11 protein-coding genes are annotated in these 18247 nt (G+C 66.2%); 6 read left to right on the top strand and 5 right to left on the bottom strand.

What is annotated here, in order from left to right; all coding sequences use genetic code 11:
• Window positions 1–54: 54 nt before the first annotated feature.
• Window positions 55–1377, bottom strand: coding sequence for a sugar MFS transporter (locus FHS96_RS14855; RefSeq protein WP_429592884.1), 1323 nt, complete (start codon window positions 1375–1377; stop codon window positions 55–57).
• A gap of 81 nt (window positions 1378–1458) precedes the next feature.
• On the opposite strand from FHS96_RS14855, the gene FHS96_RS14850 reads away from it, so the two are divergent.
• A complete protein-coding gene (locus FHS96_RS14850; protein ID WP_429592881.1) occupies window positions 1459–3258 on the top strand; it encodes an IlvD/Edd family dehydratase in 1800 nt (599 codons plus the stop codon).
• A gap of 119 nt (window positions 3259–3377) precedes the next feature.
• Here the strand turns inward: FHS96_RS14850 and FHS96_RS14845 are convergent, their stop codons facing one another.
• Window positions 3378–5750 (bottom strand): glycoside hydrolase family 95 protein, encoded by a 2373-nt coding sequence (locus FHS96_RS14845; RefSeq protein WP_429592878.1) that lies wholly within the window; start codon window positions 5748–5750, stop codon window positions 3378–3380.
• A gap of 3 nt (window positions 5751–5753) precedes the next feature.
• On the bottom strand, window positions 5754–7157 hold the full coding sequence (locus FHS96_RS14840; protein ID WP_429592876.1) for a hypothetical protein: 1404 nt from the start codon (window positions 7155–7157) through the stop codon (window positions 5754–5756).
• Window positions 7158–7369: 212 nt separating this feature from the next.
• On the opposite strand from FHS96_RS14840, the gene FHS96_RS14835 reads away from it, so the two are divergent.
• The 4 genes from FHS96_RS14835 (at window position 7370) to FHS96_RS14820 (ending at window position 13802) form a co-directional block, all read left to right on the top strand.
• Window positions 7370–9991: a TonB-dependent receptor gene (locus tag FHS96_RS14835; RefSeq protein ID WP_429592874.1), complete on the top strand. Its 2622-nt coding sequence runs from the start codon at window positions 7370–7372 to the stop codon at window positions 9989–9991.
• A gap of 11 nt (window positions 9992–10002) precedes the next feature.
• A complete protein-coding gene (locus FHS96_RS14830; RefSeq protein ID WP_429592871.1) occupies window positions 10003–11262 on the top strand; it encodes a glucuronyl esterase domain-containing protein in 1260 nt (419 codons plus the stop codon).
• A 119-nt stretch (window positions 11263–11381) separates the two neighbouring features.
• On the top strand, window positions 11382–12092 hold the full coding sequence (locus tag FHS96_RS14825) for a GntR family transcriptional regulator (protein ID WP_429592868.1): 711 nt from the start codon (window positions 11382–11384) through the stop codon (window positions 12090–12092).
• Window positions 12093–12209: 117 nt separating this feature from the next.
• The gene (locus tag FHS96_RS14820) at window positions 12210–13802 is read left to right on the top strand and encodes an ATP-binding cassette domain-containing protein (protein WP_429592865.1); all 1593 of its coding nucleotides are present in this window, start codon (window positions 12210–12212) and stop codon (window positions 13800–13802) included.
• Between the two features lie 94 nt (window positions 13803–13896).
• Here the strand turns inward: FHS96_RS14820 and FHS96_RS14815 are convergent, their stop codons facing one another.
• On the bottom strand, window positions 13897–15279 hold the full coding sequence (locus FHS96_RS14815) for a hypothetical protein (protein ID WP_429592862.1): 1383 nt from the start codon (window positions 15277–15279) through the stop codon (window positions 13897–13899).
• 248 nt (window positions 15280–15527) lie between these two features.
• On the opposite strand from FHS96_RS14815, the gene FHS96_RS14810 reads away from it, so the two are divergent.
• Window positions 15528–16073 carry a superoxide dismutase family protein gene (locus FHS96_RS14810; RefSeq protein ID WP_429592859.1) on the top strand — a complete coding sequence of 182 codons (546 nt, stop codon included), beginning with the start codon at window positions 15528–15530 and terminating at the stop codon, window positions 16071–16073.
• Between the two features lie 25 nt (window positions 16074–16098).
• Here FHS96_RS14810 and FHS96_RS14805 read toward each other — a convergent pair whose 3' ends face one another.
• Complete coding sequence (locus tag FHS96_RS14805; RefSeq protein ID WP_429592856.1) at window positions 16099–18132, bottom strand: TonB-dependent receptor; 2034 nt, start codon at window positions 18130–18132, stop codon at window positions 16099–16101.
• Window positions 18133–18247 lie beyond the last annotated feature (115 nt).

Here is an 18247-nt window from a genome sequence, read left to right as displayed (position 1 = left end):
CGGGCGCTCACCATCCCGAGCCCCTTCCCAGAAGGGAAGGGGCCGCGACGTCGCTTATTTGAACGGATCTTCTTCCAGCTTGATGCCGCTGAGGTCGGTCGTCACCTTGCTGCCCCACAGCGCGTAGAACAGCACATAGAGTTCGCACACCGCGGTCAGCCAGAAGCTGGTCTGCAGGCCATATTCGTCGGCCAGCCAGCCCTGCACCACCACCAGCGCACCGCCGGCGATCGCCATGATCAGCAGACCCGATCCTTCTTCGGTGAGCGGGCCAAGGCCCTTGATGCCGAGGGTGAAGATCGTCGGGAACATGATCGAGTGGAACAGGCCGACCAGGATCAGCGCCCACATTGCGATCGGGCCGGTGGTGAACACCGTGACGAGCATTACCACGAACGCACCGATCGAGAAGGCGGCGAGGACGATGCCGGCGTCGATGCGCTGCATCAGCGCGGAACCGACAAAGCGGCCGACCATCATGCCACCCCACAGGAAGGTGAGGTAGCGGCCGGCCTGCTCATGCGTCAGGTTGGCGATGTCCGGCTGGCTGACGAAGTTCACGAACAGGTTGGCGACGCCGATCTCGGCGATCAGGTAGATGAAGATCGCGGGGATACCGAACACCAGGTTGCGATGCTTCCACAGCGAATGCTTGTGGCGTTCTTCCTTGGCGACCCGGCTCGTGGCCGATCCCATCGCGGGGAGCGGGAAGCGAGCGATCACCACCGCGAGCACGACCAGCACCACCGCGACGAGCACATAGGGCAGCACCACCGACTGTGCGTCGGCAAGGCGCTCCGCCTGTGTCAATACCGCGCCGGCTTCCGCCGTGCCGCCCTTGGAACGGCCGAGGATGAGATAGGCGCCGAACAGCGGGGCGAGCATCGTGCCCGCCGAGTTCATCGCCTGCACCAGGTTGAGGCGTGACGACGACGTCTCTGCCGGGCCGATCACCGCGACATAGGGATTGGCGGCGACCTGCAGCAGCGTGATGCCGCTGGCGATGACGAACAGCATCACAAGGGTGACGCCATAGGAGGGGAGGCTGGCCGCCAGCGTCATGCCCAGCGCGCCCGCCGCCATGATCAGCAGGCCGATCACCAGCGACTTCTGATAACCGACCCGCTCGATCAGCTTGGCGGACGGGATCGAGGCGACGAAATAGGCGATGAACCACACCGATTCGATCAGCGTCGTCTGCGTGTAGCTGAGATCGAACACGCTGCGCAGATGGGGCAGCAGCGTGTTGTTGATGACGGTGATGAAACCCCACATGAAGAACAGGCTCGCCAGCAGCGCGAGCGCGGGACCATAGCTTTTTCCGCTGGACGGCGGGCCGCCCGCAGTCGTCGTTGCAGTCGTTGGCGTGAGCGCCATCATCCCCTCGCAAGGCCGTTGAAATTCTAATTGTCTGAGTATATCCGGATCGACAACCCGTCAATGCGGAGCCTTCCCAAGATGACCAGCCAGACTACCCCTTCCCAGCTCCGCAGCCGCGCATGGTTCGACAACCCGGCGAACATCGACATGACCGCGCTCTATCTCGAGCGCTATCTGAACTTCGGCCTCAGCCTCGACGAGCTGCGCTCGGGCAAGCCGATCATCGGCATCGCCCAGACCGGCAGCGATCTCAGCCCGTGCAACCGCCACCACCTGGTGCTCGCGGAGCGCGTGCGCGAAGGCGTCCGCGAGGCCGGCGGCATCGTCATCGAGTTCCCGGTCCACCCGATCCAGGAAACCGGCAAGCGCCCGACCGCTGGCCTCGACCGCAACCTCGCCTATCTCGGCCTCGTCGAGGTGCTCTACGGCTATCCGCTGGACGGCGTGGTGCTGACGATCGGCTGCGACAAGACGACGCCCGCCGCGCTGATGGCCGCTGCCACTGTCAACATCCCGGCGATCGCACTTTCCGTCGGCCCGATGCTCAACGGCTGGCACAAGGGCGAGCGCACCGGTTCGGGCACGATCGTGTGGAAGGCGCGCCAGATGCTTGCCGCCGGCGAGATCGACGATGCGGAATTCATCCGCCTCGTCGCCAGCTCGGCGCCGTCGACCGGCTATTGCAATACGATGGGCACCGCGACGACGATGAACAGCCTCACCGAGGCGCTCGGCATGTCGCTGCCCGGCTCGGCCGCCATCCCGGCGCCCTATCGCGATCGCCAGGAGGTTTCCTACCTCACCGGCAAGCGCATCGTCGACATGGTGTGGGAAGATCTGAAGCCGTCCGACATCCTGACCGAGGATGCGTTCCATAACGCGATCGTCGTCAACTCGGCGATTGGCGGCTCGACCAACGCGCCGATCCACCTGACCGCGCTCGCCCGCCATGTCGGCGTCGATGTGCCGGTGAAGACCTGGCAGGAGCGCGGTCTGGACGTGCCGCTGCTTGTCAACCTGCAGCCGGCGGGCGAGTATCTCGGCGAGGATTATTACCGCGCCGGCGGCGTGCCCGCGGTGGTCAACCAGCTCATGGAACAGGGGCTGATCGCGGAAAGCGCGATCACCGCCAACGGCAAGACGATCGGCGAGAATTGCCGCGGCGTCGCGATCGAGGACGAGAAGGTCATCCGCCGGTTCGCCGAGCCGCTGAAGGAGGCCGCGGGCTTCGTCGTGCTCTCGGGCAATCTGTTCGACAGCGCGATCATGAAGACCAGCGTGATCTCCGAGGAGTTTCGCGACCGCTATCTGTCCAACCCCGATGATCCCGACGCCTTCGAGGGTCCGGTCGTCGTGTTCGACGGCCCCGAGGACTATCACCACCGTATCGACGACCGCGCGACCGGCATTACCCCGGAAACGCTGCTGATCATGCGCGGCGCCGGCCCGGTCGGCTATCCGGGCGCGGCCGAGGTGGTCAACATGCGCCCGCCGGCACATCTGATCGTCGACGGCATCCACTCGCTGCCGTGCATCGGCGACGGCCGTCAGTCGGGCACCAGCGGCAGCCCGTCGATCCTCAACGCCAGCCCCGAAGCGGCGGTGAACGGTACCCTTGCGCTGCTGCGCACGGGTGACCGCGTCCGTATCGACCTGCGCAAGGGCACCGCCAATGTGCTGCTTTCCGACGAGGAACTGGCGGCGCGCCGGGCAGAACTGGAGGCGGCGGGTGGCTATGCCTATCCGGCGTCGCAGACCCCGTGGCAGGAAATCCAGCGCGCGGTGGTCGGCCAGATGGGCACCGGCGCGATCCTGGAGGGTGCGGAGAAGTATCAGCGCATCGCTCAGACCATGGGTCTGCCGCGGGATAATCACTGAGGCGCGAAGGGGGAGCGTCTTGGCGCTCCCCATTTTCCGGGGAAGGCCAGCACCCTTCCGCTCGGGCCGAACGGAGGGGGCGTTCAGCCTTCCGCCGCGGAAGTGCTGGCGGCCGCCTTTTACCCCGCCCGCAGCTTCCGCAATTCGATCCCCTTCGCCGTGCCCCGCACCGCCACGCGCTCGCCCTTGCGGAGGTCGATCGCGGCCTGTGCGTCGCCATAGCGCACGCGCACCGGGCCGGCGCTGTCGGCGGTGATCACCGCTTCCTCGAGCACGCCGCCCGACCAGACGAGGTCCACGCCGAGATTGCCGCGTGCGCGGATGCCGGCGATGCGGCCGCTGGGCCAAGCCTTGGGCAAAGCCGGCAGCAGGTGGACCATGCCCGAATGGCTCTGCATCAGCATCTGGATGATACCGGCGGCGCCGCCAAGATTGCCGTCGACCTGAAAGGGCGGGTGGGCATCGAACATGTTGGGGTAGGTGCGGCTGGGCTGCAGCAGCATCTTGAGCACCTTGTACGCGCGTTCGCGCTGTTCCAGCCGCGCCCACAGGTTGATCCGCCAGCCGATCCCCCAGCCGGTCGCTTCGTCGCCGCGGATCTCCAGCGAACGCCGCGCCGCCGCCGCCAGTTCGGGCGTGCGCTGCAGGCTGATCTGGTCGCTGGGGTAAAGCGCGTAGAGATGGCTGACATGGCGATGGTTGATCTCGGGCGCCTGCATGTCCCAATCGTCGAACCATTCCTGCAGATGGCCGGCATTGCCGATCTTCTCCTTGGCCAGCTTCGCCGCCGCCGCCACGACCTCGGCGCGCAGCGTGGCGTCGCGGCCGAGCAGTTCGGAAGCCGTGATCATGTGCGCGAACAGGTCTCGCAGCAACTGGCTGTCCATCGCCGGCCCCGCACAGATCGACACGCCGGGATGGTGCGAATTTTCCGGCGAATTGGACGGGTTCATCACCAGCTCGCCGGTTTTCGGATGCGGCGTCAGCGCATCGACATAGAAGCGGCACGACCCCACCATCAGCGGGTAGAGTTCGTCGAGGAAGGCGCGGTCGCGGCTATAGTCCCAATGATCCCACAGCGTGTTGAGCAGCCACGCGCCGCCCATCGGCCACATGCCGTAGAGCGCCTGCGAATTGACCGTCGCCTGCCGGAAGCCATCGGTGTTGTGATAGGCGACCCAGCCGCGCGCACCCCAGTCATTCTTCGCGGTGCGCTGGCCGGTGATGCTGAGATCCCTGGTCAGCCGCAACAGGGGCTCGACCAACTCCCCGAGATTGGCGGGGTCGGCCGGCCAGTAGTTCATCTCCGCATTGATGTTGAGCGTCCATTTGGACTCCCAGGGCGGTGCGGTGCGCTCGTTCCAGATGCCCTGCAGGTTGGCGGGCTGGGTGCCGGGGCGCGAGGAACTGATCAGCAGATAGCGGCCATATTGCAGATAGAGCGCGGCGAGACCGGGATCATCCAACTCGCCCGAGCGCGCGATGCGCTCGTCGGTGGGCAGTGACGCCGCCGGCGTGCAGGCGAGTTCGACCGAGAGGCGGCGGAACAGCCGGCGATGCTCGGCCTGATGCGCTGAGAGCAGCGTGCCCCAGCTCTTGCCCGCGGCGGCCTCGATCTGCCGCGTCGTGATCGCGTTGGGATCGCCGGCGATATCGTCGAAGCGGCGATAGCTGGTGGCGGTGGCGACCAGCAGCACGACCTCGTCCGCATCCTCGATGCGGATCGCGCCGCGACCGACCGTCTGCCGGCCGCCCGTGCGGCGCACCTTCACGCGCGTTTCGAAACGGATGCCACCGGGGATGCCGTGCTGGGCGGGTCCGATACCGCGCATCACCAGCGTATCGTCTCCGTCGACCGCGATCTCGCCATCCTGTGGCGTGGTCAACGACAGGGTCACGTTGACGTTGCCCGCCCGCGCATCGGTGGAGAGGCGAACCGCGATCACCTGGTCGACCGGCGAGGCGATCACTTCGCGCAGATGGGTGACGGTGCGCACCTTGAACCGCGTCGTCGCGATCGCGCCGTCGAGGTCGAGCGCGCGTTCGTAACTCTGGCTGTTCTCGATGCCCTGGAAGAGCATCATGAGATCACCGATCGGCTGGTAGGACATCTGCCGCGGGGGGCGTGCCACCAGCACCTCGTCCGCCAGCGCCTGCGCCTCGGCGTAGCGGCCGGCCCAGATCAGTTCGCGGACCCTGGGCAGGCCCTCGCCTGCCTTGGGGTTGGTGCCGTCATAGGGGGATCCGGCGAAGAAACTGTCCTCGTTGAGCTGGATGCGATCGTTGGCGATACCGCCGAAGATCATCGCGCCCAATCGGCCGTTGCCCAGCGGCAGAGCCTGCACCCATTCGTCGGCGGGCTCGCGATACCAGAGCCGGTTGGGATGGAGGGGGGTATTTGACTCGGCGCGCGCGCCGCGCGGCAGCGTCGCGCTGATCGCGAGACCGGCTCCAGCAACGAGCGTGCCGCGGCGCGAAATTCCCTCCGTCATCGATCAGCGCCCGCCCAAGGTGAAGAGCATCGCGGTGGCGGGCGGCACCGTCACCTGCCGCACCGCGCGCATCGTCACCGTCTTCAATGTCGTGCCGTCCTTGGCGGCGAGCGACGGGCCGGTCAGCACCACGACCTTGGCCTCGGGCATGGAGGGTAATGTGACGGTGAAGGGCGAACTATGCTTGTTGACCAGCGCGATCTTCGTCTTGCTGCCCTGGCTCAGCGCATAGCAGCCGAGATACGGGCTGGCCGGCTGGACATCGAGCGTGAGGAAGGTGGCGCCCACCAGCATCTGGCCGAACTGGGTGCCGTAATAGAGCGGCCGCCGGCTGAACCCGGCCGAGGGTGTGCCGACGATCGCCGAATAATGGCCATAGCCGCCGCCATGCCAGTTGATGCCGATCCAGCCGCGCTCGGCGAATTTCAGCATCGCGTCCGCGCCCCAGATCGCCGAGGCGTGGGTGTCCGAAATGCCCGGCTTGCCGCCGTCCCAGCAGCTGTTGCCCTCCGCCATGCGGAAGGGCAGCCCGGCTTGCTTCACCGCCGCCTGCACCGTTTCGACGCCGGCATCTTTCAGCGTGGTGGTCCTGGGCTCCGGCTCCATCAACTGCGCCATCGTCGCGTCGGGCGATCCCGCCGGGCCCATCGCATAATAATGGCCGGTCAGCATGATCACATCGGGGAAGCGATGCGCCTCGCGCGCGAACACGGTGAGATAGTCGAGCTTGTTCGAGATATCCGGTCCGCCGAACTTCACGCCGGGTGCGGCGGCGGCGATGGCATCGTGGAATGCCGCCCATTCGCGCACGAAATCCTCAGGACCCCATTCGGCAGGGCGATAGCGGTTGCGGAACACGTCCGGCTCATTGCCGATCTGGAAGGCGAGCAATCGTGGCCCGAGGATGCGGTGGACGTCGGCGGCCTCCGCCGCCGCCTGTTCCTTCGTCGCGTGCGCAAGGTTGAGGCCGTAGATGCAGGTCCAGCCGGTGGCGTCGAGGAAGGTGCGCAGGCTACGGAGCGCCGGCGTGGAGCAGATCAGCCCTTCCTTCACCGTCTTGTTATGCTCGGGGCCAAAGATCTCGAAGGGCGACTTCGCCGGCACATTCTCCGCCACATAGGCGGTGTGCTCGCCGGAAGAGCCGCCGATGCGCAGGTTGCCGACCGGGGAAAGCCCCTTGAATAGCGCGACGAGCGCCTTGTTTTCGGCGGAGAAGTAGCCAGGGTTGGCGAGTTGCGCGCGCTCATAGGAAAGGCCGACGAAATTTGCCGGGATCGTCGCACCGCGCCGTGCGCCATCCAGCGTCAGCGCGACTCCGCTCTCCTGCGCCCAGCCGCGGGCGGGCAGGGCAGCGGCACCGCATGCGGTGGCAAGCGCCTGGAGCATCTGGCGACGACTGCTATCCATCATCCTCTCCCCGTCGATTCCGGCACGCGCCGGTGATTGATCCTTGCATCGACGGGGGCGGTTTAGGCGGTGGCCGTCGGTCAGGTCAATATCACCATGTGGAACAGAAATATCAGAATCGGCCTGACCAGCTTGACTGACATATCAGACACTGTATTTGATCCTGCATCGAGGCGCCTCTGAAGGGGGCCCCATGTGGGAGGTTGTCGGAAATGGTGAAGGCGAAGCTGTTGCTGGGTTCGGTCTGCTGGATGGGGCTGGCTTTTGCCATGCCAGCGATGGCGCAGGAAGCGCCGGCCCCGGCGCCGCAGGCGGATCAGGGTGCTGGGACACCTTCCGATAGCGAGGTCGAGGAAATCGTCGTCACCGGCATTCGCGGCACGCTGACCAGCGCACGCGAACTCAAGCGCAATTCGGGCCAGATCCAGGAATCGATCGTCGCCGAGGATATCGGCAAACTGCCCGACACCTCGATCGCCAGCACGCTGCAGCGCATTCCCGGCATCCAGCTTGCGCGCGACACGCGCGGCCAGGGCAACACCTATGTCGTTCACGGCCTGAAGCAGGTGACGACCACGATCGACGGCCGCCAGATCTTCTCGTCGACCAACCGCGCCGCCAACCTGCTGGAGCTGTCGGCGGACATCCTGTCGGGCATCGACGTCTACAAGACCGCGACCGCTGACCAGATCGAGGGCGGTCTCGGCGGCCTGATCAACATCCATTCGGCGCAGCCCTTCAACTTCGACGGGCTGCATGTCGCCGGCACGCTCTCCGGCTATTACAGCGACATCAACGACAAGCTCACGCCGCGCACCTCGCTGGTGCTCAGCAACCGTTTCGACACCGGCATCGGTGAGATCGGCGTGCTTGTCGGCGGCCAGTTCGAGCGCGTCTTCTCGGGCGGCTACCAGACCTCGACCAACGCCTATGCCGACAATCGCAACCTGTTCGACCGCGACGGCGACGGCGCGTTCCCCAATGATGCGGGCGATGTCGTCACCTTGCCGTCGCAGGTGCGCGGCCGTTACGAAACCGGCCGCCTGACCCGTTCGAGCATCTATGGCGCGCTCCAGTGGCGTCCGGTGGAAGAGCTGACGCTCTATGCCAACGCGATGCGCTTCAACACAAAGTCGACCAGCGCGACGCAGCAGCTTTCGGTGCAGACCGACGGTGCGCGCGGCACCGGATCGTCGTTCGATTTCAAGGACGGTAACTCCAACATCCCTGACAGCTATACGCTGACCAATGCGCTGATCCGCTCCAGCCGCGGCGCGTCGGACTTCAACCAGCACACCAACAGCTATGCCGGCGGCTTCGACTGGAAATCCGACCGGTTCACGCTGGGTGGGCAGGTGTCCTATGTCGACTCGACCGCGCCCTTCTATTCGCGCAGCGTGGTGCTGCAGGGGCGTGCACCGACGGCCAACATCGATCTGTCGACCAACACGCCCGACTTCTCGGTCGGCGGCGTCGACCTGACTTCGCCGGCCGCCTATACCGGGCAGACGACCTATTCGGACCTCGGCCAGCAGGCCTATGGCGACGAAACCTCGGCGCGGCTCGACGCCACCTACAAGTTCGACAACAGCCCGATCACCGCGATCAGCGCCGGCGTGCGCTATGCCAAGCGCCAGGCGATCAACGAGGTCTACAGCATCGGCCAGAACGTCACGCTGACCCAGCCGATCACCTCGGTGACGCAGTTGACGCCGGACGAGCTGTTCTTCGATCGCACCGCGTCCACCAACCAGTGGCTGACCTTCCAGGAGAAATATCTGTTCGACAAGCGTCGCACCCGCGCGCTCGTCGGCGTCGATTCCAATGATCCTGTCTATCCGCCGACCAACTATTACAACTATCGCGAGACTGCCTGGGCGGCTTACGGCAAGGCCGATTTCGCGTTCGACCTGGGGCTGCCGATCGACGGTAATGTCGGCCTGCGCTACGTCCACACCACCAACAAGCAGCTCGTCTATATCGCCAATGGTTCGAACTTCGATCCGGTGCGCGGCGAAAGCAGCTATGAGAACTGGCTGCCCAGCGTGAACATCCGCGGCGAGCTAACCAAGGATCTCTATCTCCGCCTCGCCTATTCGAAGGCGCTGACCCGGCCGGAGTTCGGCAATCTCTCGCCGGCCGTCGTGCTGAGCGTGCTCAACGGCACCGGCAGCGCGGGCAACCCGGATCTCGCGCCGACCAAGGCGGATCAATATGACGCGTCGCTGGAATTCTATTTCGGCAAGTCCAACTATGCCGCGGTCTCGCTGTTCCAGAAGGACGTCGTCGGCTTCGCCCAGAAGTTCGCGCAGAACGAGATCATCGACGGCGAAACCTTCCTGATCACCCGCCCGCGCAACAGCGGCCCGGGCACGATCAAGGGCTTCGAAGTCTTCTACCAGCAGTTCTTCGATTTCCTGCCGGGCGCGTTCAGCGGCCTAGGGTTCCAGGGCAATTTCACTTACGTCGACAGCAGCCTGCCGGTGCTCGGCCGCACCGAGATGGTTGCAGCCGACCTGCTTTCCAAATATGCGTTCAACATCACCGGCATCTACGAAAAGGGCCCGGTTTCCGCGCAGCTTTCGTACAACTGGCGGTCGAAGAGCGTGCAGACCAATTTCGCGGACTCCGCCGGCCGCGCGCTCTATAACGCGCCGCTGGAGCAGATGGATTTCTCCATCAGCTACGCGGTCAATGAGCATGTCTCGGTGAAGTTCGATGCGGTCAACCTGCTCAACGCCTACCAGCGGCAATACTATGGGACCTCGGATATCCCCGCGGTCTCCAACCAGTATGACCGCAACTATCAGCTCGGCGTCCGCGTCAATTTCTGACGCGGCCTGAGATGCGGGGACTGCTCGCACTGTTGGCGATCTGCGCCGCTGCCGGCCCGGCGGCGGCGCAACTCGACGGCAATGGTGACGAGACGAAGGTGCCGGCCTACCGGCTGCCCGATCCGCTGGTGATGGCGGACGGGCGGCCGGTGACCTCGCCGGCGATGTGGGCGAAGCAGCGCCGCCCCGAACTGCTCGCCCTGTTCGAACGCACGATCTACGGCGTGGCGCCGCCGGCGCCGCGTCGCCAGCGTTTCGTCGTCACCGATGAGGATGCCCATGCGCTGGGCGGCCGCGCGATCCGGCGGCAGGTGACGATCCTGCTCGACGGCAGCGAACGCGGGCCCCAAATGTCGGTGCTGATCTACCTACCGGCCGCCGCGAAGGGGCCGGTGCCGATGTTCGTCGGCCTCAACTTCCACGGCAACCAGGCCGTGCACCCCGATCCCGGCATCGCGATCACGCCGAACTGGGTGGTGCCGGCGGAAGGCATTCGCAAGGGCAGCGCCACCGTCCACTCGCGCGGCATCGACGCCTCCGAATGGCCGATCGAGGCGATTCTCGCGGCGGGCTATGGCGTCGCCACCTATTTCCCCGGCGATCTCTACCCTGATGGCGACAACAAGGTGGCGGAGAGCATCCACCCCTTCTTCGGCACCAGCCCCTCCGATCCGTCGCACTGGGGCGCGGTCGCGACCTGGGGGTGGGGGCTGAGCCGCGTCTATGACTATCTTGCGACCGATCGCGCGGTGGACAAAAGCCGCGTGATCCTGATCGGCCATTCGCGCTACGGCAAGGCGGCGTTGTGGGCCGGCGCGCGTGATCCGCGCTTCGCGATGGTGATCGCCAACCAGTCGGGGGAGGGCGGCGCCTCTCTCTATCGCCGTCGCTTCGGCGAGACGATCCGGGTGATGAACAACTACTGGTTCGCGCCGCGCTTCAAGACGTTCGCCGATCGCGAGGACAAACTGCCGGTCGACGCGCATGAACTGGTCGCGCTGATCGCGCCGCGCCCGGTCTATATCGCCAGCGCCAGCGAGGATTGGTGGTCCGACCCGCGCGGTGAGTTCCTCGCTGCCAGGGGCGCAGAGCCGGTCTACCGGCTGCTCGGCGCCGGCAGCCTCGGCGCTGATGCCATGCCGCCGCCCGACCGGCCAGTGGGCGATCGCATCGCCTATCATGTCCGGACCGGGCCCCATTCGATCACCGCCGCGGACTGGGTGATCTACCTGCGTTTTGCCGATCGCTGGCTGCCCGCGACCGGGCGCTGATCGCATCATGCGCATCATATGTCGGAACGGTCGCTTCATAGGTCGACGCCCCGCCCGTCGCCCGCTAGCATGTCGGCCAGTTCATGGTAGTTGAGATATCAGTGAGAGAAGCAGTTACCTTGGGAAGCGGCCGGCGGCGGACCGCAGCACCGGTGGCGATCGCTCCGGTGAACGCGGGCGGCGACAATCAGCGCCTCAGCGACATTGCCTATGCGCGAATCCTCAAAGGGCTGTTCGAGCGGACCGTGCCTGCGGGCGCCTTCGTGTCGCAGAACGAACTCGTCCGCCTGCTCGGCATCCCAGTGCAGCCGTTGCGCGATGCGCTGCGCGTGCTGGAGGCGGAAGGGGTGCTTACGATCCACCCTCGATCCGGCATCCAGTTCCTCAAGCCCGATCTCGAACTGGCGCGCAGCACCTATCAGTTCCGCTCGATCATCGAGCGCGCGGCGGCGCGGACCTTCTCCGAAACCGCCAGGGCCGGGGATATCGAAGCGCTCATCGAGGGGCATGAGACGCTGCTCGAACGCGTCGAGACCAGCGGCCTCGGCACGCCCGAAATCACGGCGCTCGACGAACTGGAGGAGCGCTTCCACGGCAGCATGATCGCCAGCCTGCGCAACCCGCTGATCGAGACCACCGTGCGCCGGCTGAAGAATTATGTGCGGATCATCCGGCTGGAGCGGCTGGTCACGCAGCCGCTGGCGATGCGGACATTGCGCGAGCATCTGGAGATCCTCCATGCCTGTCGCGACCGCGATGCGGACCGCGCGGAGGCGGCGCTTTCGGCGCATTTCCAGGCGGCGTTGCAGCGCATACTGGGGATGTTTTGACCGAACGCCGCCGGACGGCTAAAGACCACCCGTTGGCCCAAGCAGGGCAGAAGAAGGAACCTACCATGGATCGCACCCTGACAGCATCGCCCGCGCGCACTGCTTTCAGGATGTCCCATGTCTCGTTCCGCTTCCATTTCCGTCGCCAATCTCGGCTGGTCCACGCCTGACGGCGACCCGGTCCTCACCGGCCTCGATCTCTCCTTCACTCGTGAACGCTGCGGTGTCGTCGGCCGCAACGGCGTCGGCAAATCGACGCTGCTGCGGCTGATCGCGGGACAGCTTGAACCCGCGACCGGTGCCGTCACCATCAACGGCGCCGTGGAAACGCTGCGCCAGATCGTCCAGCTGACCCCAGACGAAACCATCGCCGACCTGTTCGGCATTGCCAATGGCCTTGCGCTGCTTGCTGCGGCCGAGGCCGGCACGGCGTCGATCGAGGCGCTGGCCGAGGCAGACTGGACGCTGGAGGCGCGGCTGGGGTCTGCGCTTGCCCGCGTCGGGCTGAGCGCGACTGCGGCAACACCGCTGGCCTCGCTGTCCGGCGGCCAGCGCACCCGCGCTGCGCTGGCGGCGGCGTTGTTCGCCGAGCCCGATTTCCTGCTGCTCGACGAGCCGACCAACAATCTCGACGCCGAGGGCCGGGCCGCGCTTCATACGGTGCTCGCGGAGTGGCGCGCAGGCGCGATCATCGTCAGCCATGATCGCGCCTTGTTGGAAAGCATGGACGCGATCGTCGAGCTCACATCGCTCGGCGCCACCCGCTATGGCGGCAATTTCAGCCATTATCGCGAGCGCAAGGCGATCGAACTGGCCGCCGCCGAGCATGATGTGGCGGTCGCGGATCGCCAGCGCGCCGAGGTCGACCGAAAAGCGCAGGTCGCCCGCGAACGCAAGCAGCGCCGCGACGCCGCTGGTGCCCGCAAGGGCGCGCGGGGCGACATGCCGAAGATATTGATCGGCGCGCGCCGCGAGCGGGCCGAGAATAGCGGCGGCAGCGGTGCTCGCCTCGCCGAGCGGCTGGCGCTGGAGGCGGGCGCCGCATCGACCGCAGCGCGCGCGAAGGTGGAGCAGTTGGAGACTTTGAAGGTCGTGCTGCCGCCAACCGGCCTCGCCCCCGATCGTCGCGTGCTCGACATCGCCGGCCTGTGCTTCGGGCATGACCCGGCAGTGCCGTTGATCGACGGCCTGTCGCTGAACGTGGTCGGCCCCGAACGCATTGCGCTCACCGGCCACAACGGATCGGGCAAGACCAGCCTGTTGCACCTGATCGCCGGGCGGCTGGAACCCTGGAGTGGCAGCATTCAGCGCCATGTCCGCATCGCGATGCTCGACCAGACCGTGGCGATGCTCGATCCGACGCTGACCGTGCTCGACAATTTTCGCGCGCTCAACCCGCACGCCGACGACAATTTCAGTCGCTCCGCACTCGCCCGTTTTCAGTTCCGCGCGGACATGGCGCTGCGCCGCTCCGGTACGCTCAGCGGCGGCCAGCTGCTGCGCGCCGCGCTCGCGGCGCTGCTGGGGGCGGAACCTCTGCCTGAACTGCTGTTGCTCGACGAGCCCACCAATCATCTCGATCTGGAGAGCATCGAGGCGATCGAGGCGGGGCTTGCCGCTTATGACGGGGCGCTGATCGTGGTCAGTCATGATGAGCGGTTTCTGGAGGCGATCGGGATCACGCGGCCGATCCGGGTGGGGGCTGGCTGATCGCCCGGATGGGATTCTTCGCGCGCTGTCCAGAAGATTTCCCGCTCCCCCATCGACTTCGCTTGGGGTCGACGGGGGCGTTTGCCCGTACCCCTCAATCCATATCCACGAACACCCGATCCCCCATGAAGATCATGCTCGTCGCCGGTTGCGCCGGCGTCTTGCGCGATCCGAAGGCGAAAAACTGGCGCTTTGTCTCGCCGTTGGGCTCCACCAGCGTGATGGTGTGGCGCTCGATGCGATAGCGGCCGATGCCGGCGGCGGGTCTGCGGCTGGAAACGCCGAATCCGACGCCGCTCTGGCTGCCCGAACCGGTCGCGCCGCCAGCGGAAGCGCGGCCATAGCTGCCATCGGGCGAGAAGGTCAGGTCCGTCTTCCCGCCGATCGTCAGTTCGCCGCCCAGCGCGGAATTGCCGCCGCCAGATACGCGCGAATATTTCGCGGCCAGCTTGTTGCCGGCCGCTTCCGCCGGGAACGCCTTGAAGAAGGCACCCTGCTGCAAGGCATAGTCATTGGCCTTGCCCTTGGAGTTGGTCAGCACGAAACCCTTGCCGCCGCGCGACCAGCGACCCCATTTGATCGGGCGCGCGCGACGGCTGGCGTCAAGATCGACATCCTCCAGCGCCGGACCTTCGATCTCATAATAGCTGCCGTCCTTGAACAGGATGATCGGTTCGAAATCCTGCGTCATCATGCCGCCGACGCCGAAATTGGTGAAGGATTTGAAATAGACGCCCTCCACCTTCTGCCAGTTCGCCGCAAAGCGCGCGCCGCCGCCCGCGGGGGGCGGGGCGGGGGGTGCCACCGCTGCCGAGGTGTTCGTGGAAGGGGTGGGCGCTGGCACCGGGCCGCCCGCACCATCCGGCAGCGCAATGAAGCCGGTTGGCGTCAGCTTCACGCGGCGCAGGTCGGTCTTGATCAATTGCCCCGCCTCGGTGTGGATGGCGTCGCTCACCTGCTTGCGCATCGCGGGGTTGGCCTTGGCGGTCAGCATCCGCGCCTCGACGAGGATCGCCTGCAGCAGCATGACATCGGCAACATCCTGCTTGTCGCGATCGCTCATCTGCGCGAGGCCGCCATTGCCGGCGAAGGTCCGCGCGATCTGGTCGCGGGCGCCCTTGGCGAGGCGGGGATCGGTCTTCTGGCCGACGATGCCGTTGGCGGCTTCCCACGCGGCGACCCAATAGACCGCGGTCATATCCGCCATATCCTCCATGTTGAGCCCCATGCGGCGCATCTCTGGCGCGATCATGGCGGGCAGATCCTGCGCGAACAGCGCCTCAAGCTCGGCGGCGGCCTGCGGCGATTGCTGGCGCATGCTGGCCACGATCTGGGCCTGCTTTGCCTTGAACGCCGACGGATCGCGCGTGAAGCGCGTGGCGGGCGCGGCGCTGGTGGCGGCATCGCGTGGCGACTGGGCGGGCGCGGCGGCAACCGTGGCAAGCAACAGGGCCGAAAGAATTACGCGATGAATCATGGACCTACCTCGTCCGTTTCGATCCGCATCCGCTTGGCAGGGCCGTGCGTGCTGTCGATGACGATCACGACGGGCCGTGGTGGCGGCGCGACCGATCCCGCTCATTGCCGAGGCGGAACGGATCGTGCAGAAGCGCTGCGAACGTGTCGCAAGGGCCGCAACCTTTCGGCACATGCCTCGTTGCCATCGGCGAAGGGGTGCGTCGCAGGGTCGTGGCGCGCGCCGGGGCCAACCCGAAGGAGTCGACCATGCGCCTGACCATGTCCGTTGCCGCCGCCACGCTTTTCCTGCTCGGCGGGTGCGCCACCACCGGCACCACCAGCGACGGAACGGAACCCAAGGGCACGCGCGCCTTCGCGTCGTTGTTCGACGGGCAGGGCGCGCCGCGCGGCGAGGCCAGCGTGACGCCGACTGCCGATGGCGTCCGCCTTGCAATTTCGGGCATGGATTTGCCGCCGGGCGCGCACGGCTTCCACATCCACACCGTCGGTCGTTGCGACGGCCCCGATTTCACGACCGCCGGCGGCCACTGGAATCCGACGAACCATCAGCACGGCCGTGACAATCCGCAAGGAGCGCATATGGGCGATCTGCCGAACCTGATGATCGGCACCGACGGCCGCGGCACGCTGGAGATCGACATTCCGGGCGCAAGCCTCAGCGGCGGCACCAACCCGCTGCTCGACGCCGACGGCGCGGCGCTGGTGATCCACGCCGGGCCGGACGACATGAAGAGCGACCCTGCCGGCAACAGCGGCGGCCGTATCGCCTGCGGCGTGTTCGCGGCAAGCTGATCGCGCAACCGCGGCGGCGGCAGCGTCAGAAGGTCAGGCGCACCGACGCACGGAGCTGCCGCGGTTCCACCGGGTGGAGGTGACGATCCTCCACCCCGCTGGCCTCGCCGGCCAAACGGCTTTCGTAGAAATAGGTGATGTCGGCGTCGTTGGCGTCGAACAGGTTGAACACATCCAACCCAAGCCGCACAGGGCCGGTGCGGTAGTAGACGCCCAGATTGACCAAGGTCGTCGGATCGGACGTCACCGATCCATCCTCGATCAGCGGCGCGCTGCCGAAGTGGCGGACGCGCAGCGTGCCGGACAGGCCGTTGGGCAGGTCCACCGTCGCGCCCGCCGCGATCACCTCGCCCACCGATCCCGGGATGCGGCGAAGACCTGCCGGCACGCCGCGGAAGCGGGCATGGGTGAAGGCGGCGGAGCCATCGAGCGTCAGCCAGTCGGTAGGGCGCCAGAAGCCGGTCGCTTCCACGCCGTAGCGGCGGGTCGCGTCATTGGGCTCGGTCGAGCCGGCATCTCCCACGAACACCAGTTCCGATTCGAGCTTGAGCCACCAGCCGACCAGCGAGGCGGTGAACCGCCCCTGCTCGACGCGGGCGCCGAGTTCGGCGCCGCGAACCCGCGGCAGCACCGGCACGCGATCGGCCGGGTCGCCGGTGGCGGGATCGATGCTGATCGTGGCGCCGCGCACGTCGTTGGAATGGAAGCTCTCGCCATAATTGGCATAGAGTTCGACGCCGCTGACGGGCGCCCAGGCGAGCGCGAACTTGGGGGCGAGGATCGCATCGGATCCGTCGCCGCTATTCTCGGGCAGCCCGGCCTTCACATCATAATCATAGAGGTCGCCGCGCAAACCGACGATCGCGCGCAGCCCCGGTGCAACGGTGATCTGCGCCTGCGCATAGAGACCGGCGCTGAGTTCATCGACCTGGTCCTCGCGGACCGTGTCGCTGATCCGGCCGCCGCTGCTGCGATAGAGGCCGACCTTGCCGATCGCGTCGTAGCGCAGGTCACCGCCCAGCTTGATCGAGACCGATCCGAAATCCGCCGCGTAGGAGGCGGCGCCGCCGAACAGCCCGCGCCGGTCACGCTGCTGGAACTCGTCGCCGTTGACCGGGTCCTCGAGGAAATAGGTGAAGTTGGACGTCAGCCGCAGCCGATAGCCGATCGCATAGGCGTTGGCGGAAAAGCCGCCCCAGCGTCCCTGCGCGGTCAGCGCGTAGCGGCTCGACTTGCCGCCGAGATCATCGTCGACGAAGCCGAAGCGGTCGATCGATCCGCTGTCGATCGCGCGTTCGGGCACCTGGTCGGTCGAGGTCCAGCGCGAATGGTAGACGCTGGCCGCGACGTTCCAGCCATGCTCGGCCGTGCCCTGCGAATATTTCGCGAAGCCGTTATATTTCTCCAGATCCTCGTCGAGCACCCAGGGGCCGTTGGAGAAGGTGCCCTCCACGCCGACCAGCAGCGCGCCGCCATTGCCGGTGACGACGCTGCCGGCGGCAAGGCCGCGATAATAGCCATATTCGCCGACCTGCGCCTCGATCACCGGGGCGGGGAGGCGATCCCAGGTCTTGAAGGCGACGGTGCCGGCGCCGCTGAAATCGCCGACGTCGGAGAAATAGGGGCCCTTGCGATAGTCGATGCGCTCGACCAGCTCGGGAATCAGGAAGTTGAAGTCGAGATAGCCCTGGCCATGGCCATGCGTCCGCATGTTGACGGGCGCGCCATCGACAAAGCCGGCAAAATCAGTGCCATGGTCGAGGTTGAAGCCGCGCAGGAAATATTGGTTGGCCTTGCCGGTGCCCGAATGCTGGGTGGCGATCACGCCCGGCACATTCTCCACGAGTTCGCCGACGCGCGATATCGGTCGGTCCTCGAAATCCTTATAGCCGACAACACCTTGCGAGCCGGACTGGGCGATGCCGATCTGTTCAAGTTCACGGCCATAGACGATGATGGGATCATCTGGAGAAGAGGGAGCATCCGCCTGCGTCTGCTGCGCCAGTGCCGATGCGGGGACAATCAACAAAGATGCGACCGCAAGCTTCGCCAGCGGCATCCGTCATTCCTCCTGCTGCGTAACTTCGCTAAAGGGATAATGCGAGCGATCGATCGCGTTTGATACTCGCGGGGGGAAATCATCCGATGCATGGTTCGGCGCCAAGAAAACTGCC

Origin of the sequence: Sphingomonas zeicaulis, from assembly GCF_050433225.1 — a bacterium.
Lineage (GTDB): Bacteria > Pseudomonadota > Alphaproteobacteria > Sphingomonadales > Sphingomonadaceae > Sphingomonas_D > Sphingomonas_D zeicaulis.
The sequence above is the reverse complement of the archived record's forward strand: the minus strand, read 5'-3'. Positions and strand labels throughout refer to the sequence as shown.

Excerpts from the sequence above, each read along its gene's own strand:
- FHS96_RS14855 (WP_429592884.1), bottom strand. The coding sequence starts at position 1,377 with ATGGCGCTCACGCCAACGACTGCAACGACGACTGCGGGCGGCCCGCCG.
- FHS96_RS14850 (WP_429592881.1), top strand. The coding sequence starts at position 1,459 with ATGACCAGCCAGACTACCCCTTCCCAGCTCCGCAGCCGCGCATGGTTC.
- FHS96_RS14845 (WP_429592878.1), bottom strand. The coding sequence starts at position 5,750 with ATGACGGAGGGAATTTCGCGCCGCGGCACGCTCGTTGCTGGAGCCGGT.
- FHS96_RS14840 (WP_429592876.1), bottom strand. The coding sequence starts at position 7,157 with ATGGATAGCAGTCGTCGCCAGATGCTCCAGGCGCTTGCCACCGCATGC.
- FHS96_RS14835 (WP_429592874.1), top strand. The coding sequence starts at position 7,370 with ATGGTGAAGGCGAAGCTGTTGCTGGGTTCGGTCTGCTGGATGGGGCTG.
- FHS96_RS14830 (WP_429592871.1), top strand. The coding sequence starts at position 10,003 with ATGCGGGGACTGCTCGCACTGTTGGCGATCTGCGCCGCTGCCGGCCCG.
- FHS96_RS14820 (WP_429592865.1), top strand. The coding sequence starts at position 12,210 with ATGTCTCGTTCCGCTTCCATTTCCGTCGCCAATCTCGGCTGGTCCACG.
- FHS96_RS14815 (WP_429592862.1), bottom strand. The coding sequence starts at position 15,279 with ATGATTCATCGCGTAATTCTTTCGGCCCTGTTGCTTGCCACGGTTGCC.
- FHS96_RS14810 (WP_429592859.1), top strand. The coding sequence starts at position 15,528 with ATGCGCCTGACCATGTCCGTTGCCGCCGCCACGCTTTTCCTGCTCGGC.
- FHS96_RS14805 (WP_429592856.1), bottom strand. The coding sequence starts at position 18,132 with ATGCCGCTGGCGAAGCTTGCGGTCGCATCTTTGTTGATTGTCCCCGCA.